We start from the raw sequence: 25,406 nt of genomic DNA on the forward strand, positions 1-25,406 counted from the left end.
ACCCGCCAGGGAACCACCCCGGGGCGGGGGGCGAAAAATCCCGGGGCCCCGGGAGCGGACCAGCTCCCGGGACACCGGCGTCTTCCGCCCGCGATCAGGACTGGTACGGCTGCTGCTGGGGCTGTCCGTACGGCTGACCGCCGCCGGCGGCGCCCGCCGCCTGCGCCTCGAGCTGCGCCGCCTGCTCCTTCGTCACCTTCTGTTCCGCGCCGCAGAAGGTGCACTGCGTCTGGTACTTCGTCGAGAGGGGAAACAGCGGCACGAAGAACAGGGTGAACTTGGTGACCCGCTTGCGAAGCGTGTGGGCGGACGGGTTCCCGCACCGGCCACACACCAGAGTGAGTATCGCCAGCTGGTACAGATATCCCTTGGTGCCAAAAATGATCATGCGTGACCCTTCCCGGTCCGGCGGCGGCCGGCTCTCCTGCGCAAGTGACGAAGCGTGCGTTCACTGAGGACATTCTCATGCCGGTGGGCGCGGACCACAGAGAGGTGCCGCGACTGCCCCGGCACGGGCACGAGTTGCGGCAGCCGCGACGACCGCTCCGGGGGACCCCCGCCGGAGGGGAACGCCCCGGAGAGCTCGCGGCGGCGACGTACGGTGAGGTGCGTGACGCCGCGTCGCGAGGCGGTGCGCCGGATCGGTCAGGATCCGAGAAGCGCCGGCTCCCGGGTCGCGCCTACCGTGACCGGCAGGGCGCAGCCGCCGACGCCAGGATGACGTGGACGAACTGTGCAAGGCTGAACGAACGAGCCAGGCGACGCCGGCGGGACCGCGAAGACGGCCCCGCCGCCCGACAGATGGAGACACGATAAGCATGGCCACGAGGACGGACACGCAGTCGCCTGCGCCGCACCCCGCCGACACGCACGACATGATCCGTGTGCACGGCGCGCGCGTGAACAACCTCAAGGACGTCACCATCGAGATCCCGAAGCGCCGGCTGACGGTCTTCACGGGCGTCTCGGGCTCCGGCAAGAGCTCGCTGGTCTTCGGCACGATCGCCGCGGAGTCCCAGCGGATGATCAACGAGACGTACAGCGCGTTCGTGCAGGGCTTCATGCCCACCCAGGCACGCCCCGACGTCGACGTGCTCGACGGCCTGACGACCGCGATCATCGTCGACCAGCAGCGGATGGGCACCGACCCCCGCTCCACGGTCGGCACCGCCACCGACGCCAACGCGATGCTGCGGATCCTCTTCAGCCGGCTCGGCAAGCCCCACATCGGCTCACCCCAGGCGTTCTCGTTCAATGTCGCCTCGATCAGCGGCGCGGGTGCCGTCACCCTCGAACGCGCAGGGAAGAAGGTGAAGGAGCGGCGCAGCTTCCACATCACCGGCGGCATGTGTCCCGCCTGCGAAGGCCGGGGCACCGTCACCGACTTCGACCTGACGCAGCTGTACGACGACAGCAAGTCGCTCAGTGAGGGCGCCCTCACGATCCCCGGCTACAGCGTCGACGGCTGGTACGGCCGCATCTTCAAGGGCTGCGGCTTCTTCGATCCGGACAAGCCGATCCGCAAGTTCACCAAGAAGGAACTGCACGACCTCCTGTACCGGGAGCCGACCAAGATCAAGGTCGACAACATCAACCTCACGTACGAGGGTCTGATCCCGAAGATTCAGAAGTCGTTCCTGGCCAAGGACAAGGAAGCACTGCAGCCCCACATCCGGGCGTTCGTCGAGCGGGCGATGACGTTCACCACCTGTCCCGAGTGCGAGGGCACCCGGCTCAGCGAGGCGGCCCGCTCGTCGCGGATCGGCACGGTCAACATCGCCGAGGCCTGCGCCATGCAGATCAGCGACCTCGCCGAATGGGTGCGCGGCGTCGACGAGCCGTCCGTGGCACCCCTGCTCGCGACGCTGCAGCAGACACTCGACTCGTTCGTCGAGATCGGGCTGGGCTACCTGTCCCTCGACCGCCCGGCCGGCACGCTGTCGGGCGGTGAGGCACAGCGGGTCAAGATGATCCGCCACCTCGGCTCCTCGCTCACCGATGTCACCTACGTCTTCGACGAGCCCACGATCGGCCTGCACCCGCACGACATCCAGCGGATGAACGACCTGCTGCTGCGCCTGCGCGACAAGGGCAACACCGTGCTGGTCGTGGAGCACAAGCCGGAGACGATCGTGATCGCCGACCACGTCGTCGACCTCGGTCCCGGCGCGGGTACCGGGGGCGGCGCCGTCTGCTTCGAGGGGTCCGTGGAGGGGCTGCGGGCCGGGGGCACGGTCACCGGCCGCCACTTCGACGACCGGGCCGCGCTCAAGGACGACATCCGCAAGGCCACCGGTGTGCTGGAGGTGCGCGGTGCGAGCGCGCACAACCTGCGTGACGTCGACGTCGACATCCCGCTCGGCGTCCTCACCGTGGTCACCGGGGTCGCGGGCTCCGGCAAGAGCTCCCTGATCCACGGCTCGGTCGCCGGACGGGACGGCGTGGTGGCGGTGGACCAGGGAGCGATCAAGGGCTCCCGGCGCAGCAACCCGGCGACGTACACGGGTCTGCTCGACCCGATCCGCAAGGCGTTCGCGAAGGCCAACGGCGTCAAGCCCGCGCTCTTCAGCGCCAATTCCGAAGGCGCCTGCCCCACGTGCAACGGTGCCGGGGTCATCTACACGGACCTGGCCATGATGGCGGGCATCGCGACCACCTGCGAGGAGTGCGAGGGCAAGCGGTTCCAGGCGTCGGTCCTGGACTATCGCCTGGGCGGCCGCAACATCGCCGAGGTCCTGGCGATGCCGGTCACCGAGGCCGGGGCGTTCTTCGCCGAGGGCGACGCGCGCACCCCGGCCGCGCACAGGATCCTGACCCATCTGGCGGACGTCGGCCTCGGCTACCTGAGTCTCGGCCAGCCGCTCACCACGCTGTCCGGCGGCGAGAGGCAGCGGCTCAAGCTGGCCACGCACATGTCGGAGAAGGGCGGGATCTACGTCCTCGACGAGCCCACCACCGGCCTTCACCTCGCCGACGTCGAGCAACTGCTCGGACTGCTCGACCGGCTCGTGGACGCCGGCAAGTCGGTCGTGGTCATCGAGCACCACCAGGCGGTCATGGCGCACGCCGACTGGATCATCGACCTCGGCCCGGGCGCCGGCCACGACGGCGGCCGCGTCGTCTTCGAGGGCACGCCCGCCGACCTCGTCGCCGCCCGCTCCACCATCACCGGGGAGCACCTCGCGCAGTACGTCGGCGCCTGAGTGCACGCCCGGGAAGGTCCCGTCGGGGCGGCACGTCGGTGCCGCCCCCGACGGGACCTTTGTCGTGGGGCACCCTTCGCGACTCCGTCCGCGAGCCGGACGGAGTCGCGACGTGCCAGGCCCCCCGTGCGCGGCGTCACGCATATTAGGCGGCGACCTGGGCACTCCGACTTGCACAAGCCACCGCCGTGTGCAGTCGGCGGAGCTCGGATCTGCGGAGCGGGCAGCCCGGCGCCGCCCGTCACCTCCAGGAGGGGCCGTGACCGTGCGTATCGGAGTGGAAGAGGAATTCCACGTCGTCGAGGTGGAGACCGGCCTGCTGGTTCCGCGTGCCGGCACCCTGCTGGAGCGGCTGCCCACGGGGACCTTCACCACCGAGCTCAAGCAGTCCGTCGTGGAGACGAACAGCGCCGTGCACGCCTCGCTGGACGACCTGCACGCCGACCTGACCGCCACGCGACGCCGCCTGGACACCGCGGCCACCGCACAGGGGCTGGCCGTGGTGGCAGCAGGTACGGTTCCGCTGGTCCGTCGCATGTCCGCCGTGCCGGCGACCCCCGGTGTCCGCTACCGCCACATGGTCGACGAATACCGCGCGGTCGCCGACGAACAGCTGATCTGCGGCGCCCAGGTGCACGTCGACGTTCCCGACCGGGACACGGCCGTGCGGGTCATGTGCGAGGTGTCGCCGTGGCTGCACGGCCTGCTCGCGCTGTCCGCCAGTTCCCCGTTCTGGCAGGGCGTCGACACCGGGTACGCGAGCTGGCGCACGATGCTGTGGCAGCGGTGGCCGACCGCGGGCCCGGTCGGCTGCTTCGCCGACGGGGCCGAGTACGACGCGGCCGTGAGCGAACTCATCGGCTCGGGCGTCATCAGCGACGCGGGGATGATCTATTACGACGTACGCCCTTCCGCCCACCAGCGGACTCTGGAACTGCGGATCTGCGACGCCTGCCCCCGGGCGGAGACGGTGGTGCTCGTCGCCGGGCTGTTCCGCGCCCTGGTGATGTGGGCCCAGGAGCGGCTGTCGGCCCCCGGCGCGTCCCCGTGCCCGGGACGGCACGAGTGGCTGCGCGCCGCGGACTGGCGGGCTGCCAGGTCCGGTCTGGAGAACGGCCTGATCGACCCGGACACCCGCCGTGAGGCCCCCGCGCCGCAGGTGGTCCGCGGGCTCCTGGAACGGGTCCGCTCCCAGCTCGAGGCCAACGGGGACTGGAAGACCGTCTCCGCGCTCACCGAAGAGGCCCTGGCGGAGGGCAGCGCGGCCCACCGCATGCGCCGGGTGGCCGATCAGGAGGACCTGTTGGCCTGCGTCGACCTGGCGATCGCCGAGACCCGGGGCGAACGCAGGGAGCCGAACGGGCTCGACCGCGAGCGCGTCACGCCGGTGCGGTCGCCGGACGCCGAAGGGCCGTTCGGCCCGGACTCGGCACGGATCGCCGGCGGCTGAGACGAGGTCCGGGTGAGCGCGCAGGCGTACGGAGTCACCGGGCCGCCCGCTCGTCACCGGGCCGTCGGAGCACCGTGAGCAGGTCGTCGCGGCCGGCCACCGCGTCCAGGGACAGCGTGTGGTACCCGGCCTGGTCGAACAGTACGGTGATGCGGTCCCCGTCCTCGCTCAGTACCGTTCCGTTCCCCCACCGGCCGTGTCGCACCTGGGCGCCCACCGGGTAATCGGCCGCCGCCGGATGCGCGGACCGCGCGGTGTCGTCGGGCGCGCCGGTGCCGTCCTGGGCCTGAGCCTCGCACACGTCGCAGTTGCCGCACGGTGCCTCGTACGCCTCGCCGAAGTAGCCGAGCAGGAAGCGCCGTCGGCAGCCGGTCGTCTCGGCGTACGAGCGGGCCATGTCGACCCGGGACCGGTCGGTACGGCGATGCGCCTCGGCCGCGTCGGCGGCCTGCTCGACGGCCTCGTCCGGGGACGTGGCGGGCGCGGGACGGACCTCGCCCCCCTCGCCGGTGGTGACGGCACCGGCCTCCTCCAGCAGGTTGACCGCGGCGGTGACGCGGTTGCGGGACAGGCCTGTCTCCTGGCGCAGGTCCTCGACGCCGGCGGGGTCCTCACGGCGGTCGTGGACGGCGTCGGCCACCTCGGCGAGGACGTCACGGCTGGGGGAGCGGACGGCGAAGTAGGTCTGCATACCGGTGTCCTCCGGCCGGTAGTGCAGGACCGCCAGGGCCGGCTCGCCGTCCCGCCCGCCGCGGCCCACTTCCTGGTAGTAGGCGTCCAGGGAACCGGGCAGGGAGGCGTGCAGGACGAACCGTACGTCCTCCTTGTCGATGCCCATGCCGAATGCGGAGGTGGCCACGACCACGTCGGCCTCCCCGGACAGGAACGCGTCGTGGATGCGGGAGCGTTCGGCGGCGCGCAGGCCGGCGTGGTAGGCCTCGGCGGCGAACCCGAGGGAGGCCAGTTCACCCGCGAAGTACTCGGTGTCCTTCCGCGTTGCCGCGTAGACGATGCCCGGCTTCGGCTCGCCCGCCGCCCTCTCGACGACCGCCCGCCGCCGGTCGTCGTCGTCCAGGAACCGGCGTGCCTCCAGCCTGATGTTGGGCCGGTCGAAGCCCGCCACCAGCAGCCGGGGCCGGTCCATGCCGAGCTGCTGGACGATCTCGTTGCGCACCGGCGGCGCCGCCGTCGCGGTCAGCGCGAGCAGCGGCGGCCGCCCGATCCGCTTCGCCGCCTGTTCCAGGCGCAGGTAGTCGGGCCGGAAGTCGTGGCCCCAGGACGACACGCACTGCGCCTCGTCGACCACGAACAGGGCGGGGCGCAGCCCGGACAGCCGCTCCAGCACGTCCTCGCGGGCCAGTTGTTCGGGCGACAGGTACAGGAGCCGGGCGTCGCCCCCGGCCACGGCCTCCCAGGCCGCCTCCGTCCGGGTGGCCGAGAGGTCGGAGTTCACCGCGACGGCGCCGGGCGCCCGGCCGCCGTCCGGCAGGCCGGCGATCTGGTCCCGCTGGAGCGCCAGCAGCGGCGACACCACCACGACCGGATCGTCCAGCAGCACCGCGGGGACCTGGTAGACGGCGGACTTGCCCGCGCCGGTGGGCATGACCACGAGGGTGTCCTTCCCCTCCAGCACCCACTCCATCGCCGCGAGCTGCCCGGGCAGGAGGGACTCCCAGCCGAACACCTCGGAAGCGGTCGCCCGCAGCCGGGCGGCGTGCCTGCCCCGCGTCGGTGCTGCCTCTCCGCCCATGTCCGCTCCTTCGCTGTGCGGGCGGCGTTCCGTCACCTACGGCACGACGTGCCGCTCACGCCCCCAAGAGCGCCGGGTACCCGCCGACGGGGCCGCCCAGTCCCAGGGGTCGGCCGACCCGCGTCGCAGGCTCCCGGTTTTGCATGATCATGCGTGAGGGTGCATACTCTTCCTATGTCTAAGGTCCTCACCTCCCTTCCCGCCGGCGAGCGCGTCGGAATCGCCTTCTCGGGCGGCCTCGACACCTCGGTCGCGGTCGCGTGGATGCGCGACAAGGGCGCCGTCCCGTGCACGTACACCGCCGACATCGGCCAGTACGACGAGCCCGACATCGCCTCGGTGCCCGACCGTGCGCAGACCTACGGCGCCGAGATCGCGCGTCTGGTCGACTGCCGGGCGGCGCTGGTGGAGGAGGGCCTGGCCGCGCTGACCTGCGGCGCGTTCCACATCCGCTCGGGCGGCCGCGCGTACTTCAACACCACGCCCCTCGGCCGCGCCGTCACCGGCACCCTGCTGGTGCGGGCGATGCTCGAGGACGACGTGCAGATCTGGGGCGACGGCTCGACCTTCAAGGGCAATGACATCGAGCGGTTCTACCGCTACGGACTGCTCGCCAACCCGCACCTGCGGATCTACAAGCCCTGGCTGGACGCGGACTTCGTGACCGAGCTCGGCGGCCGCAAGGAAATGTCGGAGTGGCTGCTCGCCCACGACCTGCCCTACCGCGACAGCGCCGAGAAGGCCTACTCCACCGACGCGAACATCTGGGGCGCGACGCACGAGGCCAAGACCCTGGAACACCTCGACACGGGCGTGGAGACCGTCGAGCCGATCATGGGTGTGCGGTTCTGGGACCCCACGGTCGAGATCGCCGCCGAGGACGTCACCATCGGCTTCGACCAGGGCCGCCCCGTGACGGTCAACGGCAAGGAGTTCGCCTCCCCGGTGGACCTGGTCATGGAGGCCAACGCCATCGGCGGCCGCCACGGTCTCGGCATGTCGGACCAGATCGAGAACCGGATCATCGAGGCCAAGAGCCGCGGCATCTACGAGGCACCCGGCATGGCCCTGCTGCACGCCGCGTACGAGCGCCTGGTCAACGCCATCCACAACGAGGACACCCTCGCGCAGTACCACAGTGAGGGCCGTCGCCTCGGACGGCTGATGTACGAGGGCCGCTGGCTCGACCCGCAGGCGCTGATGATCCGGGAGTCGCTCCAGCGCTGGGTCGGCTCGGCGATCACCGGCGAGGTCACCCTGCGACTGCGGCGCGGTGAGGACTACTCGATCCTCGACACCACCGGCCCGGCCTTCAGCTACCACCCGGACAAGCTGTCGATGGAGCGCACCGAGGACTCCGCGTTCGGGCCCGTGGACCGGATCGGCCAGCTGACCATGCGCAACCTCGACATCGCCGACTCGCGCGCCAAGCTGGAGCAGTACGCGGGCCTCGGCCTCATCGGCACCGCCAACCCCGCCATCGGAGCCGCCCAGGCGGCCGCCACGGGGCTGATCGGCACCATGCCCGAGGGCGGTGCCGAGGCCATCGCCTCGCGCGGCGAGGTCTCCGGCGACGAGGAGATGCTGGACCGCGCCGCGATGGAGTCCGGCACGGACTGACCGCAACCCTTCCCCTGGGAACGCTTCGTACGAGAGCCGGTCCGGCGCCCGCCGGGCCGGCTCTCGCCGTCCCCGCGCGGACGTCCGGGCGGGGCCACGGGCGCCGGTCCGTCGACCATTCGACGCGACTGCTCGGGCGACCGCCCGTCGAGGGCGACCGGACGGCCACGTCGAGTGAAAACGGCCCGGCCGGGCAGAGGGGTGAGGATTGCTGCTGCCGGGTGCGCATCCGGTCGCATCATCGCCGCCGGGACCGCCGGCCGCCAGTGCCATCCGGCGGGAGACGGTCCCTGGCGGCCGGACGACAGGAGATTTCAGGTGAGCGCACATCCGCCGGGCTTTGCGCCCACGTCAACGCTCCCACCGTCCCGGGACGGCGACCGGCGCGACCGCTCCACGGGGCTCGCAGGCATGCTCGCCGCCGCGGAGACCGCGGCGCCGGTGGAATCCCTCGACGTCGTCGCCCGGATGCTCCGGCAGAGCCTCGGCGCCACCATGGTGTCCTTCCTGATCACGGACTTCACCGGCGGCTCCGTGGTGCGCCTCGGCGCCGCCGGGACCGTCGAGACCGACGAGCCGGCCCGCCGCATCGACCTGGCCGGCACCCTGTACGACGAGGTGATCCGGACCCAGAAGTCCGCCACGGAGGCCGCCGACGACCGCCGCACGGTGCGGGTCATCGCCCCGGTCACCAACCGCGGGGACGCCATAGGGCTCCTGGAACTCTTCCTCCCCTCCGCGCCCGGCGCCGCGGCGATGCGGGAGATCAACGAGACGGCGCACGCACTGGCCTACATCGTCATCGCCAACCGGTCCTTCACCGACGTGTACCAGTGGGGCCGCCGCACCAGCCCGCTGAGCCTGGCGGCCGAGATCCAGCACCGTCTCCTGCCGGCGTCCCTCGCCTGCGAGGCCGCACAGTTCACGGTCGCCGGGTCCCTGGAGCCGGCCGACCACGTCGGAGGCGACACGTTCGACTACGTGATCGACCGCGACACCGTGCAGCTGTCCGTCACCGACGCCATGGGCCACGACGTCGACGCCGCGCTGCTCGCCACGCTGGCCGTGGGCGCCCTGCGCCGGGCCAGGCGCGCGGGTGCGGGACTCGTCGAACAGGCCCGCCAGGCGCATCAGGCGATGCTGGACCACGGCGGCCAGAAGTACGTCACCGGCCAGCTCCTGCGCATCAGCCTGCTCGACGGCAGCACCGAATTCGTGAACGCGGGCCACCCCTGGCCGCTGCGGCTGCGCCAGGGAAGGGTGGAGGAGCTCGCGGTCGATGTCGACATGCCGTTCGGTTTCCAGTTCCCGCACGACTACCGGGTCCAGCGGCTGGACATCCAGCCCGGCGACCGCCTGGTGATGCTCACCGACGGCATGCTCGAACGCGGCGCGAGCGGCGTGGATCTGCACAGCCTGATCGAGTACACCAGCGACCTGCATCCGCGCGAGGCGGCCCGCACGATGATCGCCCAGGTCGTCGCCTCGAACGACTGCCACCTCCAGGACGACGCGACGATCATGTGCCTGGACTGGCGCGGCCCCAGACACTCCCGGCGCCACGCCGACACCGGAGCGAACCTGCAGGACGCCTCCCCGTCACCGTCGGCGCCCTTCTGAGGACCGGCTCGCCGGACGTTTCCGGCCCGCGGCGGTGGTTGCCGGCCAGCGTCGCCATCACCGGGCCGGCCGAGGTGTCCGCCGTGCTTCCTCATGGACCGCCCAGGCGTCCGCCACGGGGCGCACGTGCCCGAGCTTGTCGGGGTTGATCACCGAGCGAATGGTCTGGACCCGCCCGTCCAGCACGTCGAGCATCAGCGTGTGGAGGACCCTGCCGTTCCGGTCACGGAAGATCGCGCCCGGTCGGCCGTTGACCTCGTGGGGCTCGAACGTCACCTCGATCCGCGCCACCCGCGGGAACACCGAGCCCAGCAGCCTCGCCTCGTTCCCGGCACCGCTCACGGCCCTGGCCAGCTGCGGCGCCTTGCCGTCGCCGCCGTCGTCGGCCCCGCGCCACGAGCTGCGGTATCAGACGCCGTCCCAGCATCCCCGTCCCGCCTGCCACGAACACCCGCATGATCAGCACCTTTCGGGATCGGCACTCGGATCGCACCCGTGCGGTCAGCCGGCGAAGGACTCGGGACCGAACCGGCCCCACGCGACGTACGCCGCGAGCGCGAGATAGACCAGATTCAGCAGCACCAACGCCGACTCGCCCCGGCGGCCGTGGGTGATCATGGCGCCGGCCATGAGCAGGACCCAGCAGGCGGCGGTCACCGGTACGAGGACCGGTGCGACTCCGAGCACTGCGGGCAGGACCAGGCCCGCCGCGGCCAGGAGTTCGAGGGCGCCGAGTGTCTTGACGAAGGCGACGCCGTTGTCCGCCGTCCACCCGCCGCCATGCATTGAGGCCAGCTTCTCCTTTGGCACGAACGCCTTGCTGACGCCGCCGGCCAGAGCCACCGCGGCCAGCAGTCCGGCTGTGATCCACAGTGCGAGGTTCATGTCCTGCTCCTTGATCGAGGTTCGCCTGCACCTCGTAGGACGAGACAGCCCGCTCCGCTGTGACATCACGGGTCGCCCCTCGCGCGGCGACGGGGAACCGCCGCGGCCTACCCCGGTTCCGGTCAGGGACGGGCGGGGAGCGCGGACCGGTCCAGCCGGCTGCGCGGGGTCACCGCGAAGTCCTCCGCGCGGGGGAGCCGGTGGCCCGGCGTACTGGTGCGGCGCGCGACGTGATCCACTGTGCGCCGCCTGCCTCATACCGGTGTTTATGCCTCTCTCGTGCCAAACCGCCCTCTTTCGCGCCTTACTGACACGCCGCCCCGCCTGTTTCGCTGGTTCCTGCGCACGGACACCTCGCTCACCACCGGGCGCATCACTTCCGTCCATCTCCCGGAGGGCATGTGTCAGCACCGGACAGCGTCACTGGTCCCGCCACCGACCAACCTGCTCCGAACCCGTCCTCGGAGCCGGCGCGCACGAGCCTCGCCACACAGGCGGCGCGCCAACTGGCGACCACGACGAAATCCGAGCCCCAGATGCGGGCCATCTCCTCGCGCTGGCTGCTGAAGACGCTGCCGTGGGTCGACGTCAAGGGCGGCGCCTACCGCGTCAACCGGCGTCTGCGCCTGCACCCCGGCTCCGGACGTGTCCGCTTCGAGCACAACGGCGCGGACGACATCAGGGTGATCCCCCGGACTCTGACCGAGCTCGCCGCCCTGCGGGGATACGGCGACACGGCAGTCCTCGACGAGCTGGCCCGCCGGTTCACCGCACGTGCCGTCGAGCCCGGCCAGGTCGTCGCCCGCGCCGGGCAGCCCGTCACCGGGACGCACCTCGTCGCGCACGGCCGGTTCACCCGCTTCACCGAAGGGCCGTACGGCGACGAGCAGGTCACCGGCGTCGTCACGGACGGAGACCTCACGGGCGACGCGGCCCTGGGGCGGGCCGGAGCGGTGTGGCCGAGTTCGGTGCGGGCCGAGACGGCGGGCGTGCTGCTCGTACTGCCACGGGAGGCGGTCGAGGAACTCGGCGGCCGGGCTCCCTCGCTCGCCGCCCACCTGGAGGCGTACGCGGCGGACAGCCAGCGCCCCGCGAACCGCGCGGGCGAGGCCGACATGCCGGTGCGAGCAGGCCACGTCGGCGAAGCCACGCTGCCGGGCGGATACGTCGACTACGAACTCGCTCCGCGCGAGTACGAGCTGTCCCTCACCCAGACCGTCCTGCGCGTGCACTCCCGGGTCGCCGACCTCTACAGCAGCCCGATGGACCAGACGCGCGAGCAACTCCGGCTCACCATCGAGGCGGTGCGCGAACGCCAGGAATGGGAGCTGGTGAACAACCGGGAGTTCGGGCTCCTCCACAACGTGGACCACGAACAGCGCATCAGCACCGCCACTGGCCCTCCCACGCCCGACGACATGGACGAACTGCTGTCCATGCGCCGGGACACCCGACTCATCCTCGCCCCGCCCAAGGCGATCGCCGCGTTCTTCCGGCAGTGCAGCAAGCGCGGCCTCATGCCGGCCTCCACGACCTTCAACGGCCACAAGGCCCTCGCCTGGCGCGGCATCCCGATCTTCCCGTGCGGCAAGATCCCGACCTCCGCGTCGCACACCACCAGCATCATCGCGCTGCGCACCGGTGAGGCCGACCAGGGTGTCGTCGGCCTCTACCAGACCGGCATCCCCGAAGAGTTCCACCCCGGCCTCAACGTCCGCTTCATGGGCGTCGACCGGACCGCCCTCGTCAAGTACCTCGTCACCGCCTACTACTCCCTGGCCATCCTCGTGCCCGACGCGGCCGGAGTCCTGGAGAACGTCCGGCTCGGCCGCCCCGCCGACTGAAGCAAGTGGAGCACCGCATCCATGAGCACGCCCACGGACGCAGCCCCCGCGTTCACGCCCCCCGGCCCTCCCCGCACCGCTCACACCCTGCGCACCCGGCGCGGCGGAGCCGTACCGGGACTGAAGTACCGGCCCGCCGCCCCCGCGGACCCGGACAAGGCCGCGGAGATCGACCGGAGACTGGAGGCCTGGGCCCGCGGGCTCGACCTGTTCCCACCGGAATGGACGGGCGACTTCACCCAGTTCCAGTTCGGCCGGGCGGTGGCACTGCAGCACCCCGGGGCCGCCGACCTCGAACGCCTCACCGTCGCCGGCAAACTCCTCCTCGCCGAGAACATCGTCGACAGCTGCTACTGCGAGGAGGACGAGGGCAAAGGCGCCGCACGCAGCGGCCTCGGCGGCCGGCTCGTCATGGCCCAGTCCGCCCTCGACCCCTTCCACAGCACCCCCGAACTGGAGGGGGAGTGGCGCCAAGGGGTGCAGGCCGACGGCCCGCTGCGCTCGTACCACTGGGCGCTGAAGGACTACGCGGCCCTGGCCACGCCCAGTCAGACCAGCAGGTTCGTGCACGACATCGCACGGCTGCATCTGGGCTATCTCGCCGAGGCCGCCTGGGCGGAGACCCGGCACGCGCCGCGCATCTGGGAGTACCTGGTGATGCGGCAGTTCAACAACTTCCGCCCCTGCCTGTCCATCGTGGACGCCGTCGACGGCTACGAACTGCCCGAAGCGGTGTACGCCCGCCCCGAGATCCAGCGGATCACCGCACTGGCCTGCAACGCCACGACGATCGTCAACGACCTGTACTCGTACACCAAGGAACTGGCCAGCGACCCCGACCACCTGAACCTGCCCCAGGTGGTCGCGGCCAACGACCAGTGCGGCCTCAAGGCCGCCTACCTCAGGAGCGTCGAGATCCACAACCAGATCATGGACGCCTTCGAGACGGAGGCCGCCGCACTGTCGGCCGCCTCGCCCCTCGTCGAGCGGTACGCCCGCGGCCTCGCCGACTGGGTCTCCGGCAACCACGAGTGGCACGCCACCAACAGCCACCGCTACAGCCTGCCCAACTACTGGTAGGCGCAGCATGTCCGGACCGTACACCAGCACCACAGCAAGGAGTCATCGTTGACCACCGTCCCCACCGCAGCCACGTCCGCACCGGTGCCGGCCCAGTCCACGTACCAAAGCCGCGTCGCGGATTACTGGAACGCCGAGGAGAACCCGGTCAACCTCGAACTCGGAAGGATCGACGACCTCTACCACCACCACTACGGCATCGGCGGCGCCGACGTCTCGGTGCTGGACGAGCCCGACCCGGACCGGCGACGTGAGCGCATCACCCATGAACTGCACCGGCTGGAACACGCCCAGGCCGAACTCCTCGCCTCCCACCTCGGCGACCTTTCCCCCGACGACCGTGTCTTCGACGCCGGTTGCGGGCGCGGCGGCGGCAGTGTGGTCGCACACCTGCGGCACGGCTGCCACACCGACGGCGTCACCCTCTCCGCGAAGCAGGCCGAGTTCGCCAACGAACAGGCCCGCAAACGAGGCATCGACGGCAAGGTGCGCTACCACCACCGCAACATGCTCGACACCGGACTCCCCTCCGGCGCCTACGCCGCCTCGTGGAACAACGAGTCCACCATGTACGTCGAACTCGACCTGCTGTTCGCCGAGCACGCCCGGCTGCTGCGCCGCGGCGGACGCTATGTGGTGATCACCGGCTGCTACAACGACACGTACGGCCGGGCCTCCCGCGAGGTGTCCCTCATCAACGCCCACTACATCTGCGACATCCACCCGCGCTCCGAGTACTTCCGCGCCATGGCACGCCACCGGCTCGTACCCGTGCACGTCGAGGACCTGACGGCGGCCACGATTCCGTACTGGGAGCTGCGCGGGCAGGCCGACCACCTGGTCACCGGCATCGAGGACACCTTCCTGGACGCCTACCGCAACGGCAGCTTCCAGTACCTGCTGATCGCCGCCGACCGGGTCTAGACCCGGTCGGATCCTCAGGAGCCGTCGTACTCGCTCACGACGTCCACGACCCAGGTCACGCCGAACCGGTCCGTGAGCATCCCGTACAGGGGTGCCCACGGGGCCGGTGAGAGCGGATGCAGGACGGTCGCGCCGTCGGACAGCTTCTTCCAGTACGTGGTGGCCTCGTCCGTCGTCTCGCTGCGGAGGGAGACGAAGAACGCGTTCTCGCCCCGGTCCCAGGGCATGCGGGCGGGCACGTCGTAGGCCATCACGCGGAAGCCGTTGCCGGCGGCGACCTGGCCCCACATCACCCGGCCCGTGTCGGCCGGGTCCTGGACGTTCCCGGCGTCCTCGTACGTGACGAGGGCCAGCTCCCCGCCGAACGCCGACCGGTAGAAGGTGAGTGCCTCGCGGGCGGCGCCGCGGAAGTTCAGATGGGTGACGGTGGTGACGGACATGGGTCGCTCCTGTCGTACAGCATCCTGGCCGGATCTCAGGTGTCCCGGCGCCTTGAGACGACGGTCGCAGCAGTGGCGGTCAGGGTGTGGCCGCTGCTCCGCGGGACCGCGACCGCGGACGCGGACCCTCCCACGGGTGCTGCATCGCTTCAGGGCAGCAGCCGCTGCTCCTTCGCGACGGCCACCGCACCGGCCCGGGTGTCGACCGCGAGCTTGGCGTAGATCCGCCCGAGGTGGGTCTTCACGGTCGCCTCGCTGATGAAGAGGGCCTTCGCGATCTCACGGTTGCCGAGGCCCTGCGCAAGCTGCGCGAGGATGTCCCGCTCGCGGTCGGTGAGCGCCGGCCGAGGGCTGCGCATGTTGGCCATGACACGGCCGGCGACGGGTGCCGACAGCGCCGTACGGCCCTCGGCGGCCGCGTGGATCGCCGCGAACAGTTCCTCGGGCCGCTCGGCCTTGAGCAGATAGCCCGTCGCTCCCGCCTCGATGGCGCGGGTGATGTCCGCGTCGGTGTCGTACGTCGTGAGGACGAGGACGCGCGGGCCGTCACCGGGCGTCGCGGCGAGGCGGCGGGTGGTCTCCACCCCGTCGATACCGCTCCCGAGCTGGAGGTCCATCAGCACCACGTCGGGGCGGAGCTTCGCGCTCAGGGCGAGTGCCTCCTCCCCGGTGCCCGCCTCCCCGACGACCTCGATGTCGGGGGTGCTGTCGAGCAGGGCGAGCAGTCCGGCGCGGACGACGACGTGGTCGTCGCACAGCAGGATGCGGACGGGGCCGGATGTGCCGGGCGCATCGGTCATCGGGAGGGCTCCAGAGGGATCGCGGCGGTCAGGACGGCGCCTTCACCCGGCGCCGACTCGATGGTCAGGGTGCCGCCGAGCTGCCGGACCCGGGCCCGCATCGCGGCCATCCCGTGGCCCCGCACGCCGGACGCGGCGGCGGGCAGGTCCGCGGGATCGAACCCCCGGCCGTCGTCGGCGACGTCGAGGACGACCTGGTCGTGCAGCAGCGTGAGGGTGAGCGTGGCCGTCCGCGCACCGGAGTGCTCCCGTACGTTGGCCAGCGCCCCCTGGGCGATCCGCAGCAGGGCGGAGCGGACCCGCTCCGGAAGCCGGAGCCCGCGGTCGGCATCGCCCTCGTCGACCCGGACGTGGACGGTGAGGTGCTCGCCGGACCCGCGTGCGGCCAGGGCGCGCAGAGCCTGGCCGAGGTCGCCGCCGCGGGCCAGGTCGGCCGGGGCCAGATCGTGCACGAAGCGCCGGGCCTCGTCGAGGTTGTACTCGGTGACGGATTCGGCGGTCCGCACATGCCTGCGCGCCTTCGCCGGATCGGACTCCCAGATGCGGTCGGCCGCCTGGAGCAGCATCTGCTGGCTCGACAGCCCCTGGGCGAGCGTGTCGTGGATCTCCATGGACAGCCGCTGCCGTTCGGCGAGCGTGCCCGCGCGGCGTTCCGAGGCGGCCAGGTCGCGGCGGGTACGGATCAGATCGTCGATGAGAGCCCGCTGGCGCACCGTCTGGCGTTCCATCCTGAGGAAGACGGCGGTCGCGATCGCGGCGACGGCCGGCGGGGCGAGCAGCAGGTTCGGGTCGAAACCGTCGGCCAGGCGGAGCTGCGCGGCCACCACGAACACCGTGAGCACGACGACCAGGGCGAGGGCGGCCCGGGCGGGCAGCACCCGCAGACCGGTGTAGAAGAGCGGCACCGCACACCAGGCGAAGCTGGGCGCGAGCACGACGAGGACCATCCAGACCCCGACGACCACGGCCAGCCGGACGATCCGGAGCGCCGTGGGCCGCGCGTCCGCGCCGAACGGGTCCGAGGGCCCGGCGAACGCTTCCCGGTGCCGGCGTACCGCCTCGGACGACGGCAGTGCGTAGAGAACCGCCAGCAGGACGGAGAGGGCGACGATCCACGGCGTGCGGGCGTCGCCGGGGTGGCGGAGCAGGAACCGCGCGAGCGCGCCGCCCAGCAGGAGGAAGAACGCCCCGTGCATCACGGCTCCGAGGCGACGGGTGTCCGCGGCGTACCGTTCGTCCGTGCGCGCGCCCGCACCGTGCGGCGCGCTCGCGGCCCCGGTGTCCGCCTGGCCCGTGTCCGTGCCCACCACGTCCCCCTCCCTCACCGCTCCGGCCTGCCCAAACACTCCCATTGTCGGCGGCTCGGGCCACCCCGGGGTCATCCGATCGGCTGACCCGGGCGTCGACCGGCCGGCTGGCGGCGACCAGCCGAAGCGCCGACCGCGCGGGCCCCGGTGCGGCAGCAGCCTGGAGAGCGGAAGAAACGAACCGCCCTCCCGAACCAGGAGTCGATCCCATGAAGAAGCTCTCCCGCCGTGCCCGCGTCGCCGCCGGCAGCGCCGTGATCGCCGCCGTCGCCGCCGGTACGTTCGGCACGGTGGCCGCGAACGCAGCGGCGCCCGCCGCCACCGGCGCGGCTCCCGCGGCGGACGTGCGGAGCAGCGGCACCGTCACGTCCAGCCACCTCTCGGTGGACGCGGCGGCCAAGGCGGCACAGGCCGCGCTCGACGCCGCGGAGAAGGAGAACCAGAAGGTCACCGTCGCCGTCGTCGACCGCAACGGGAACACCATCGTCACCCTCCGCGGAGACGGCGCGGGCCCGCAGTCCTACGACTCGGCGCAGCGCAAGGCGTACACGGCCGTTTCCTGGAACGCGCCCACCTCGAAGCTCTCCGAGCGCCTGGCGCAGACGCCGAACCTGAAGGACATCCCGGGCACGCTGTTCCTGGCCGGCGGTACGCCCGTCGCCGTGAAGGGTGCCCCGGTCGCCGGGGTCGGCGTCGCGGGTGCGCCGTCGGGCGACCTGGACGAGAAGTTCGCCGCGGCCGGTGTGGCGGCTCTGGGGCGGTGACCGGCTCGGGGCGGGCGGCGTCACCGCCGCCCGCCCTCGGGCGTCTCACCGCCGAGGAGCTCGGCGGTGGCTGCGGGGCGGACTCAGGAGACCTTGTACTGGGCCATCATGCCCATGGCCGAGTGGTCGAGCAGGTGGCAGTGGTAGAGGTACACGCCCCGGTAGGTGTCGAAGGTCGCCTGGAGCTTGACGGTTTCGCCGGGCATGACGGCGACGGTGTCCTTGAGGCCCGCCTCACCGGGCGCCGGCGGCTGCCCGTTCCGTTCGATGATGCGGAACTGGACGAGGTGCAGGTGCAGGTTGTGCGGGGAGAAGCGGTTGGGGTTGGTGACCGTCCAGACCTCACTGGCGCCGTGGCGGATCGAGGTGTCGATGCGCTCGGGGTCGTACACCTTGCCGTTGATGAAGCCCTTGGCGTCGGGCAGGCCGGTCTCCTCCAGCTGCAGGACGACATTGCGCTGCACGGTCGGCGTGGGCAGCGGCGGCAGGGTGCGCAGCACGGAGGGGACGCTGCTCGGGTCGTCGGCGGTGCGGACCACGTCGAAGCGCAGGACCTGGCCCACGAGGTCGGCGCTCGCGCCGTTGAGGAGCGTGTTCTCCAGCACGATCTGGGTGCCGACGGGGTAGCGGGAGAAGTCGATGACGACGTCGGCGCGCTCGGCGGGGGAGAGCGAGATGCTCGTGGTGGGGCTCGGGCCGGGGAGCAGTCCGCCGTCCGAGCCGATCTGGATCATCTCGCCGCCGTCGGCCAGGCGCAGCTTGAAGAAACGCAGGTTGGAGGAGTTCAGCAGGCGTATGCGGTACTTGCGCGCGGCGACCTGGAAATAGGGATAGGCCACACCGTTGGCCAGGAGCGTCGTGCGGCTCGGGAAGTCGAGCATCTTGTAGGCGAGTTGGCCGCTGTCGTCGAGGTGGGCGTCCCGCAGGGCGACCGGCACGTCGTACTGGCCCGCCGGCAGGGGGAGCGCCTGCTCGGTGGCGTCGGTGAGGAGGTACGTCCCGGCGAGCCCGCGGTAGACGTGCTCCGACTCCATGTGGTGGACGTGGTCGTGGAACCAGAGCGACGCGTGCGGCTGCTTGTTCGGGTACGTGTACCAGCGCGACGTGCCGGGGTTGATGGGACTCATGGGGGAGCCGTCCTCGCCGGGCGGGACGGACGCGCCGTGCAGGTGCACGGAGGTGCCCATGTCGGTCTGGTTGGTCTGCAGGATCTTGACGGGGCGACCGGAGCGGGCCCGGATGACGGGCCCGGGGAAGTGGCCGTCGTAGGTGAGGACGTCGGTCTGGATGCCGGGCAGGATCTGGGCCTTGGCGGGGCGCATCGTGATCCGGTAGCGGTCGACGCCGTCGGTCGTGGAGTACGGGGTGAGGGTCGCCGGGATCGGCATGGGGAGGGCGAACTTCTGTATGGCGAGCGCGGCGGCCTCGGCGGCCGGGACGGTCGCCGGCTGGTCGCGGCGGTGCGTCAGCAGGGGAGTGAGGGCGGCCCCGGTGAGCGCGCCGGAAGCGGCCGTGGCGAGGGCCGCGTGAAGGACTGAGCGTCTGGTGGGCATGACTTCTCCCTGGTCGGGCGGTCCGCGTCGGGACCGTGGGGGGAGAGACGCGGCGCTGCCGACTTCAACAGGGCGACCTGGAGCGGCACTGGAGGAAGAAGGGATTCCGCCACCGGGGGGCGCGATTGTCCGAGAACCCGGTTGCCGGACCAGGGGGGCTGCATCACCGTGGGCGGAACCTGTTTTCCACCGGCGGCAGCTCCGGCTCCCCCCGCTGTGCGTCCCTGAACAGGGAATTCGTCTCGCCTCTCCGCCGGGTCCCGGCGGCCTGCCGCATTCCGGCCCGGGCGACGCCGCCGTCCCGTCCGCGGGGACGCCCGAGTCGCGCTCGGCCGGGAATCACCGTGAGCGGGAGGGGTAACCGGCGGACTGCACGGTTTCCACACCCAGGAGGATGTGTCGTGACGCGAGAGAACGAGAGCGAGCAGGTCAACCGGTTCTGCAAGGCATGCGGGACGCCGGCCGAGGACGGAAGGCTGTGCAAACACTGCGGTGCCGTTCTGCAGCTGCCCGAGGACACGGGCCTGGTCGAGGACCAGGGCGCGGCGGTGCGGCGTGACTTCGAGGGACGAGGCGATCAGCCCCGATGAGGGGACGGTGCCGCCCTCTCCGGCCTTGATCGGTCGCGGAGTTGGCCTGGTGGCCGCCTTTTTCGCGATGCGTCTCGATCGGCCCGATGGGTGACGCGTTTGTGGGTACACGGGGCGCATGGCATCGACGAACGATCACCCCATCCCCGCGCGGGCGGTGCGTCAGCTGCGCCGGATCCGCATGTTCTATGCGGCGAGCGTCCTCCTCTGGGCGGCGTCGGCGATCTGGTTGGGCCTGGAGCATCCCGGGAGTCGGCAGATGTGGGTGTCCGTGCTCTTCCTGGCGGTCTTCGCCGGACTGCTGTCCGTGACGTCCCTGTGGTTGTGGCGCCGGGGCACTGCGGGCGCGCGCACGAGCGGCCGCCACGCCGGCGGACGGGGGCTGGCCGCGGGCCGCCACGCGAGCGCCTGAACCGACTGCCCGGCCACCGGATCTCCTTCCGTACTCGACCCGGCGTCGAGCCCCGCTGCGCCCGGGGCGACGGTGATCTCTTCACCGTCGCCCCGGGCGGGTGACGCGGACCCGTCGCCGGGTCACCCGCCGGTGCTCTCCTCGGTGTCGGAGAGCGCGGCCCGCCCCGCCTCCAGTCGTGCGACCGGAACCCGGAACGGCGAGCAGGAGACGTAGTCGAGGCCCGCGGAGTGGAAGAAGTGCACCGACTCGGGGTCGCCGCCGTGCTCACCGCAGACGCCGATCTTCAGGCCGGGGCGCGCCGCCCGCCCCTCCTCGACGGCGATCCGCACCAGGCGGCCCACACCCTCACGGTCGATCGTCTCGAACGGGGACACGCTGAAGATGCCCTTGTCGAGGTAGGCGGAGAAGAACGCCGCCTCCACGTCGTCACGGGAGAACCCCCAGGTGGTCTGGGTCAGGTCGTTCGTGCCGAAGGAGAAGAAGTCCGCCTCCCTCGCGATGCTGCCCGCCGTCAGCGCGGCTCGGGGCAGCTCGATCATCGTGCCGACGGGGCAGTCGACGTTCACGCCGGAGGACCGGGAGACGTCGGCGAGGACCTGCGCCACCTCCTCGCGCACGAGCCGGAGTTCCTCGACCGTGTCGATCAGCGGCACCATGATCTCCGCCTGCGGGTCGCCGCCCGCCCGCCTGCGCTCCACGACCGCCTCACCGACGGCCCGCACCTGCATGGCGACCAGCCCGGGTGCCACCAGGCCGAGGCGGACACCGCGCAGGCCGAGCATCGGGTTCTCCTCGTGCATGCGGTTGACGGCGTCGAGCAGCTCGCCGTCGTGCGCGTCCGCCGGATCGCCGTGCGCCTCGGCGGCCGCGACACGCACGGCCAGTTCGGTGCGGTCGGGAAGGAACTCGTGCAGCGGCGGGTCCAGGAGGCGGATGGTGACGGGCAGGCCGTCCATCGCCTCCAGGATGCCGACGAAGTCCCGGCGCTGCAGGGGGAGCAGGGCGGCCAGCGCATGCTCGCGCTCGCTGTCGGTGCGGGCGAGGATCATCGCCTCGACCAGTTGCCTGCGGTCTCCCAGAAACATGTGCTCCGTGCGGCACAGCCCGATGCCCTCGGCCCCGAACCGGCGGGCGCGCGCGGCGTCCTCGGGGGTGTCGGCGTTCGCCCGGACCCCGAGCCGCCGTACGCCGTCGGCCCGGTCCATGGCGCGGGCCACGGCATCGACCAGGCCCTCCGTGCGGTCACCGGTCTCGAAATAGCGCATCACGGACGAGTCGACGAGCGGCATCGCACCCAGGTGCACGGTGCCCCGGGAGCCGTCCACGGAGAGGACCGAGCCCTCCTCCACGGTGGTGCCGCCCCGAGTGGTGAAGCGTCGGGCCGCGGTGTCCACCACCAGCTCCTCGGCACCGCAGACGCACACCTTCCCCATCCCGCGGGCCACCACGGCCGCATGGCTGGTCTTGCCTCCGCGGCTGGTGAGGACGGCCTGCGCGGCCACCATGCCGGGCAGGTCGTCGGGGGTGGTCTCCTGCCGTACGAGGACGACCTGCTCGCCGGCCGCGGCCCGGCGGACCGCCTCCGCGGAGTCGAAGACGGCGGCTCCGACCGCGGCGCCCGGCGAGGCGGGGATGCCGTGGGCGAGCGCGGGACCGGCGTCGGCGGTGTCGAAGCGGGGGAACATCAGACGGGCCAGACCCTCGCCGTTCACCCGGCCCAGGGCCTCCTCGGAGCCGATGAGCCCCTCGTCGACCAGCTCCGCCGCGATGGCGAACGCCGCTTCGGCGGTGCGCTTGCCGACCCGGGTCTGCAGCATCCACAGGGTGCCCCGTTCGATGGTGAACTCGATGTCGCACAGGTCCCGGTAGTGCTGTTCCAACGTCCGCATGTGAGCGCGCAGCCGGTCGAAAGCGGCCCGGTCGAGACGTCCCAGCTCGTCCAGCGGGACGGTGTTGCGGATGCCCGCGACGACGTCCTCGCCCTGGGCGTTCGGCAGGTAGTCGCCGTACAGGCCGGGCCGACCGGTGGCGGGGTCACGGGTGAACGCGACACCGCTGCCGGAGTCGGAGCCCAGGTTTCCGAAGACCATCGTCTGCACGGTGACCGCGGTGCCCAGGTCGTCGGGGATGTGCTCGCGGCGACGGTACAGGCGGGCGCGGGCGCCGTTCCAGGAGGCGAAGACGGCACGGATCGCGCGGCTCAGCTGCTCGGCGGGGGACTGCGGGAACCAGTCGCCGGTCTCCCGCCTGATCAGGCTCTTGTAGTCCTCGACCAGCCGGGCGAGGTCGTGCGCGTCCAGGTGCAGGTCGTCGGGGGCGCCCCGCGATTCCTTCAGCCCGGCCATGAGGTCCTCGAACAGGGCGCTGTCCACGCCCATCACCGTGCTGCCGAACATCTGCACGAGGCGGCGGTAGGAATCCCAGGCGAAGCGCTCGTTCCCGGAGGTCTTGGCCAGACCGACCACGGAGTCGTCGTTGAGACCGACGTCGAGGATCGTCTCCATCATGCCGGGCATGGAGAACCGGGCTCCCGAGCGGACGGAGAGCAGCAGCGGATCGTCGGCCTGCCCCAGCCGTCGGCCGGCGGCCCGCTCCAGCAGGGTCAGATGCTCGGAGACCTCGCGGCTCAGCCCCTCGGGTTCGGCACCCGTCCGCAGGTAGACCCGGCACGCCTCGGTGGTCACCGTGAATCCCGGCGGCACCGGCAGGCGCATCCGCGTCATCTCTGCCAGGTTGGCGCCCTTGCCGCCGAGCAGCTCGGCCAGGTCGCGGCCGCCTTCGGAGAACTCGTACACGTAACGGGTCATGGCGGCTGCTCTTCCTTCCGCGGGAAGTCGACGGACGGGCGGCGTCACGTCGCGAGGACGGGCCGGCCGTACCGGGGGCCTTCGAGTGCCTCCGAACGCCTCTGACGGTGCTGCTCCAGTCTCGGACTGCTGTTCGCACGGCGGGCAGGACCCGGGTGTCCCGGCCCGGGGGCCGGTCGGCCCTTGTCGCCGGGGACGGTCGGGGCGGCCGGCGCGACGGTGCGGACCGGTGGCCCGCGCGGCACCCCGTTGCGACGCGGCCCGGACGGCCGTATCTCCCACTCTGAACCCGGAACGGCCTCACTGCCACGGCCGGCGGCCGCGCGCCCGCCGGAACCGTCCGGGCGCAGGACATGATGGCGGCCGCGTCCACGCCCCGACGGGTGTGGGGGAGAGCGGTGTCGGCGGAACGGATGTGCTGCCGAACCTCCACCGCAAGCTGACGGTGGACGGCACCCGGAGGCCCGCTGGGACTGTGCCGTGCCGTGCGCTGTCGCTGCGACCGGGGCTCGGAGACGGAACGACCACTTTCGCCGGTCAGCGAACCCCGGCTGCGCCGGCGGTCACCGTCCGCCCGGCCTGCGGCGAGTGCGGCCGGCGTGCGGCCGAACAGCGACCCGGCCGGCCACCCGCCCGTCCCCGTGGCCCGCCGGGCCGGGAGGTCACCGGTCAGCCGCTCGCACGGCGCGCTCCATGCACACCAGCCGGTGCCGTTCGTCCCATGAGTCGGTGACCGTGAATCCGAACCGTTCGTACAAGGCGACGGCCTCGGTACGCCAGTTCCACACCGACAGCCTGACGATGTCCGCGCCGCTCCGCGCGGCGTGCGCGAGCGCGGCGCGGAGCAGGCCGGACGCGATCCCCCGGCCCCGGTGGCCCGGGTCCGTCCAGAGCCGCTTGATCTCCGCCCCACCGCCGACGGGGGAGGTCACCGCGACGCAGCCGACGGGGGTGTCACCGCTGACGGCCACGAGCACAGCGGCGCCGGCGAACGCGCTCCGCGGATCGGCGATCTCCGCGCGATAGCGGTCCGGCAGCCCCCGTACGTCCTCGACGGGCTCGCCCTTCTCGGCCTCGGTCCGCAGGTGGTAGGCCGTGAGCAACTCCGCGAGCCCGTCCGCCACCGAAGGAGTGGGGCCCGGCCAGTGGAGGAAGGCAACCTCGCGGTGATCGCTCATGACGCCAGCATCACACGCCCCCACCAGCACGCCGTACGGGTCCCCGGTGCGGTCATGCGACAGCGACCGTGCGTGCCACGCCGAGGGGTGGGCGGGCCGGTCGCCGGCACCCATGGGCCGACCGGCGGGGAGACGGGACCTGCGGCCCCTGTCGCGTGACCGCTTTCCCCGTGACCCTGGAAGCAGGGAGCGGACACAGGAGGCGGTCCGTATGCGACGCGACATCATGGCGGGTCTGGACGGTTCGTCCGAGGGCCGTGCCGCCGCCGAGTGGGCGGCTCGTGAGGCCGAGCTGCACGGCCTGCCCCTGAGGTTGATCCACGTACAGGAGCGGGTGGCGGCGCCGGTGGCACGGGAGCCCGTGACCGTGGGGTCACCGCTGCTCCGGGCCGGGACACGCCGGTACCGGGCGGACCGGCTTCCCCGGGACGCCGCCGAAGGCCTGCGCCTGCGGCACCCGGGCGTCGCCGTCACCCAGGAGCGGATCCCCGGCCAGCCCGCCCAGGTCCTGGTGAACGCGGCGAAGGACGCTGCCCTGCTGGTCCTCGGGTCGCGGGGCCTGAGCGGCCTGGGCGGCTTCCTGGTGGGTTCCGTGAGCATGGCCGTGATCGCCCATGTCGAGGTGCCCGTGGTCCTCGTCCGCGCCCACGAGCAGGCATCCGACGAACACGCACCGGACGCGACCGATATCCCGTCCGCCGCCACCGCGTTCCGCCCCGTCGTGCTGGGCCTGGACCTCGACAGCCCGGACGGCACCGTGATCGCCTTCGCCTTCGAGGAGGCCGCTCGCCGGGACACGGCCCTGCACGTGGTGCACAGCTGGAACCTGCCGCCCTTCTACGTCTACGGCGTGGCCGACGGCGTCGAACGCCACGACGAGACGGCCCGGGAGAAGGCCGCCGAGCTCACCCGGGCACTGCTCGCCTGGCGCGCGAGGTATCCGGCCGTCGAGGTCGTCGAGCTCTCCCGCACCGGCAACCCCGCGTGTCACCTCGTCGACGCCGCCCGCACCGCCTCGCTCGTGGTGGTCGGCCGGCGCATCCACCGCGGTCCGGTCGTGGCCCAGGTCGGACCGGTCACCCACGCACTCCTGCACCACGCCCCGGTCCCGGTCGCCGTCGTCGCGCACGACTGACGCACGGCCCCGCGGGCACACCGCCCGCCGCTCACGGTGGA

General features: G+C 72.1%; 20 protein-coding genes and 1 pseudogene. 11 read left to right on the top strand and 10 right to left on the bottom strand.

The window, feature by feature from the left end:
• Window positions 1–94: 94 nt before the first annotated feature.
• A complete protein-coding gene (locus tag ACZ4NT_RS27990; protein ID WP_121409040.1) occupies window positions 95–388 on the bottom strand; it encodes a zinc-ribbon domain-containing protein in 294 nt (97 codons plus the stop codon).
• Between the two features lie 424 nt (window positions 389–812).
• Here ACZ4NT_RS27990 and ACZ4NT_RS27995 point away from each other — a divergent pair, with 424 nt between their 5' ends.
• Entirely contained in the window at window positions 813–3,203 is a 2,391-nt protein-coding gene (locus ACZ4NT_RS27995) for an excinuclease ABC subunit UvrA (protein WP_121409477.1), read from the top strand.
• A gap of 259 nt (window positions 3,204–3,462) precedes the next feature.
• Window positions 3,463–4,653, top strand: a complete 1,191-nt coding sequence (locus tag ACZ4NT_RS28000) for a carboxylate-amine ligase (protein ID WP_467728123.1) — start codon at window positions 3,463–3,465, stop codon at window positions 4,651–4,653.
• A 34-nt stretch (window positions 4,654–4,687) separates the two neighbouring features.
• Here the strand turns inward: ACZ4NT_RS28000 and ACZ4NT_RS28005 are convergent, their stop codons facing one another.
• A complete protein-coding gene (locus ACZ4NT_RS28005) occupies window positions 4,688–6,403 on the bottom strand; it encodes a RecQ family ATP-dependent DNA helicase (protein ID WP_467728124.1) in 1,716 nt (571 codons plus the stop codon).
• A gap of 174 nt (window positions 6,404–6,577) precedes the next feature.
• Between ACZ4NT_RS28005 and argG the strand changes: the two genes are divergently transcribed.
• Window positions 6,578–8,023: an argininosuccinate synthase gene (gene argG / locus ACZ4NT_RS28010; protein WP_121409037.1), complete on the top strand. Its 1,446-nt coding sequence runs from the start codon at window positions 6,578–6,580 to the stop codon at window positions 8,021–8,023.
• A 411-nt stretch (window positions 8,024–8,434) separates the two neighbouring features.
• Window positions 8,435–9,643 (top strand): PP2C family protein-serine/threonine phosphatase, encoded by a 1,209-nt coding sequence (locus ACZ4NT_RS28015; RefSeq protein ID WP_467728228.1) that lies wholly within the window; start codon window positions 8,435–8,437, stop codon window positions 9,641–9,643.
• A 57-nt stretch (window positions 9,644–9,700) separates the two neighbouring features.
• Here the strand turns inward: ACZ4NT_RS28015 and ACZ4NT_RS28020 are convergent.
• Both ACZ4NT_RS28020 and ACZ4NT_RS28025 read right to left on the bottom strand, forming a co-directional pair.
• Window positions 9,701–10,024 (bottom strand): annotated as a pseudogene (locus tag ACZ4NT_RS28020) (RNA polymerase subunit sigma-24); the annotation flags it as partial.
• Between the two features lie 120 nt (window positions 10,025–10,144).
• On the bottom strand, window positions 10,145–10,528 hold the full coding sequence (locus ACZ4NT_RS28025) for a DoxX family protein (protein WP_467728125.1): 384 nt from the start codon (window positions 10,526–10,528) through the stop codon (window positions 10,145–10,147).
• Between the two features lie 401 nt (window positions 10,529–10,929).
• Here ACZ4NT_RS28025 and ACZ4NT_RS28030 point away from each other — a divergent pair, with 401 nt between their 5' ends.
• From ACZ4NT_RS28030 to ACZ4NT_RS28040, 3 genes are read left to right on the top strand one after another with little or no spacing between them, the layout of a single operon-like run.
• The gene (locus ACZ4NT_RS28030) at window positions 10,930–12,372 is read left to right on the top strand and encodes a family 2B encapsulin nanocompartment shell protein (RefSeq protein ID WP_467728126.1); all 1,443 of its coding nucleotides are present in this window, start codon (window positions 10,930–10,932) and stop codon (window positions 12,370–12,372) included.
• A 21-nt stretch (window positions 12,373–12,393) separates the two neighbouring features.
• Window positions 12,394–13,452 carry a family 2 encapsulin nanocompartment cargo protein terpene cyclase gene (locus ACZ4NT_RS28035; protein ID WP_121409033.1) on the top strand — a complete coding sequence of 353 codons (1,059 nt, stop codon included), beginning with the start codon at window positions 12,394–12,396 and terminating at the stop codon, window positions 13,450–13,452.
• Window positions 13,453–13,500: 48 nt separating this feature from the next.
• Window positions 13,501–14,376 carry a geranyl diphosphate 2-C-methyltransferase gene (locus ACZ4NT_RS28040; RefSeq protein WP_121409032.1) on the top strand — a complete coding sequence of 292 codons (876 nt, stop codon included), beginning with the start codon at window positions 13,501–13,503 and terminating at the stop codon, window positions 14,374–14,376.
• 14 nt (window positions 14,377–14,390) lie between these two features.
• On the opposite strand, the gene ACZ4NT_RS28045 is transcribed toward ACZ4NT_RS28040, so the two are convergent.
• The 3 genes from ACZ4NT_RS28045 to ACZ4NT_RS28055 form a co-directional block, all read right to left on the bottom strand.
• Entirely contained in the window at window positions 14,391–14,816 is a 426-nt protein-coding gene (locus ACZ4NT_RS28045) for a VOC family protein (RefSeq protein ID WP_121409031.1), read from the bottom strand.
• Window positions 14,817–14,965: 149 nt separating this feature from the next.
• Window positions 14,966–15,616 carry a response regulator transcription factor gene (locus ACZ4NT_RS28050; protein WP_121409030.1) on the bottom strand — a complete coding sequence of 217 codons (651 nt, stop codon included), beginning with the start codon at window positions 15,614–15,616 and terminating at the stop codon, window positions 14,966–14,968.
• Window positions 15,613–16,812 carry a sensor histidine kinase gene (locus ACZ4NT_RS28055; RefSeq protein WP_467728229.1) on the bottom strand — a complete coding sequence of 400 codons (1,200 nt, stop codon included), beginning with the start codon at window positions 16,810–16,812 and terminating at the stop codon, window positions 15,613–15,615. The genes ACZ4NT_RS28050 and ACZ4NT_RS28055 overlap by 4 nt, the downstream gene beginning before the upstream one ends.
• A 320-nt stretch (window positions 16,813–17,132) precedes the next feature.
• On the opposite strand from ACZ4NT_RS28055, the gene ACZ4NT_RS28060 reads away from it, so the two are divergent.
• Window positions 17,133–17,687, top strand: coding sequence for a heme-binding protein (locus ACZ4NT_RS28060; protein WP_121409028.1), 555 nt, complete (start codon window positions 17,133–17,135; stop codon window positions 17,685–17,687).
• A gap of 83 nt (window positions 17,688–17,770) precedes the next feature.
• Here the strand turns inward: ACZ4NT_RS28060 and ACZ4NT_RS28065 are convergent, their stop codons facing one another.
• Window positions 17,771–19,240, bottom strand: coding sequence for a multicopper oxidase domain-containing protein (locus ACZ4NT_RS28065; protein ID WP_121409027.1), 1,470 nt, complete (start codon window positions 19,238–19,240; stop codon window positions 17,771–17,773).
• A gap of 401 nt (window positions 19,241–19,641) precedes the next feature.
• On the opposite strand from ACZ4NT_RS28065, the gene ACZ4NT_RS28070 reads away from it, so the two are divergent.
• Together ACZ4NT_RS28070 and ACZ4NT_RS28075 are read left to right on the top strand one after the other, a co-directional pair.
• Window positions 19,642–19,830, top strand: coding sequence for a hypothetical protein (locus ACZ4NT_RS28070; protein ID WP_121409026.1), 189 nt, complete (start codon window positions 19,642–19,644; stop codon window positions 19,828–19,830).
• A 118-nt stretch (window positions 19,831–19,948) separates the two neighbouring features.
• On the top strand, window positions 19,949–20,242 hold the full coding sequence (locus tag ACZ4NT_RS28075; RefSeq protein WP_121409025.1) for a hypothetical protein: 294 nt from the start codon (window positions 19,949–19,951) through the stop codon (window positions 20,240–20,242).
• A 122-nt stretch (window positions 20,243–20,364) separates the two neighbouring features.
• Here the strand turns inward: ACZ4NT_RS28075 and ppdK are convergent, their stop codons facing one another.
• A complete protein-coding gene (ppdK, locus tag ACZ4NT_RS28080; RefSeq protein ID WP_467728127.1) occupies window positions 20,365–23,052 on the bottom strand; it encodes a pyruvate, phosphate dikinase in 2,688 nt (895 codons plus the stop codon).
• 662 nt (window positions 23,053–23,714) lie between these two features.
• Entirely contained in the window at window positions 23,715–24,230 is a 516-nt protein-coding gene (locus ACZ4NT_RS28085) for a GNAT family N-acetyltransferase (protein WP_467728128.1), read from the bottom strand.
• Window positions 24,231–24,441: 211 nt separating this feature from the next.
• On the opposite strand from ACZ4NT_RS28085, the gene ACZ4NT_RS28090 reads away from it, so the two are divergent.
• Window positions 24,442–25,365, top strand: coding sequence for a universal stress protein (locus ACZ4NT_RS28090; RefSeq protein ID WP_467728129.1), 924 nt, complete (start codon window positions 24,442–24,444; stop codon window positions 25,363–25,365).
• The last annotated feature ends 41 nt before the right edge of the window (window positions 25,366–25,406 follow it).

It is taken from the genome of Streptomyces sp. NPDC026417, from assembly GCF_055567695.1.

Excerpts from the sequence above, each read along its gene's own strand:
- ACZ4NT_RS27990 (WP_121409040.1), bottom strand. The coding sequence starts at position 388 with ATGATCATTTTTGGCACCAAGGGATATCTGTACCAGCTGGCGATACTC.
- ACZ4NT_RS28005 (WP_467728124.1), bottom strand. The coding sequence starts at position 6,403 with ATGGGCGGAGAGGCAGCACCGACGCGGGGCAGGCACGCCGCCCGGCTG.
- argG (WP_121409037.1), top strand. The coding sequence starts at position 6,578 with ATGTCTAAGGTCCTCACCTCCCTTCCCGCCGGCGAGCGCGTCGGAATC.
- ACZ4NT_RS28015 (WP_467728228.1), top strand. The coding sequence starts at position 8,435 with ATGCTCGCCGCCGCGGAGACCGCGGCGCCGGTGGAATCCCTCGACGTC.
- ACZ4NT_RS28025 (WP_467728125.1), bottom strand. The coding sequence starts at position 10,528 with ATGAACCTCGCACTGTGGATCACAGCCGGACTGCTGGCCGCGGTGGCT.
- ACZ4NT_RS28035 (WP_121409033.1), top strand. The coding sequence starts at position 12,394 with ATGAGCACGCCCACGGACGCAGCCCCCGCGTTCACGCCCCCCGGCCCT.
- ACZ4NT_RS28045 (WP_121409031.1), bottom strand. The coding sequence starts at position 14,816 with ATGTCCGTCACCACCGTCACCCATCTGAACTTCCGCGGCGCCGCCCGC.
- ACZ4NT_RS28050 (WP_121409030.1), bottom strand. The coding sequence starts at position 15,616 with ATGACCGATGCGCCCGGCACATCCGGCCCCGTCCGCATCCTGCTGTGC.
- ACZ4NT_RS28055 (WP_467728229.1), bottom strand. The coding sequence starts at position 16,812 with ATGCACGGGGCGTTCTTCCTCCTGCTGGGCGGCGCGCTCGCGCGGTTC.
- ACZ4NT_RS28060 (WP_121409028.1), top strand. The coding sequence starts at position 17,133 with ATGAAGAAGCTCTCCCGCCGTGCCCGCGTCGCCGCCGGCAGCGCCGTG.
- ACZ4NT_RS28065 (WP_121409027.1), bottom strand. The coding sequence starts at position 19,240 with ATGCCCACCAGACGCTCAGTCCTTCACGCGGCCCTCGCCACGGCCGCT.
- ACZ4NT_RS28075 (WP_121409025.1), top strand. The coding sequence starts at position 19,949 with ATGGCATCGACGAACGATCACCCCATCCCCGCGCGGGCGGTGCGTCAG.
- ppdK (WP_467728127.1), bottom strand. The coding sequence starts at position 23,052 with ATGACCCGTTACGTGTACGAGTTCTCCGAAGGCGGCCGCGACCTGGCC.
- ACZ4NT_RS28085 (WP_467728128.1), bottom strand. The coding sequence starts at position 24,230 with ATGAGCGATCACCGCGAGGTTGCCTTCCTCCACTGGCCGGGCCCCACT.
- ACZ4NT_RS28090 (WP_467728129.1), top strand. The coding sequence starts at position 24,442 with ATGCGACGCGACATCATGGCGGGTCTGGACGGTTCGTCCGAGGGCCGT.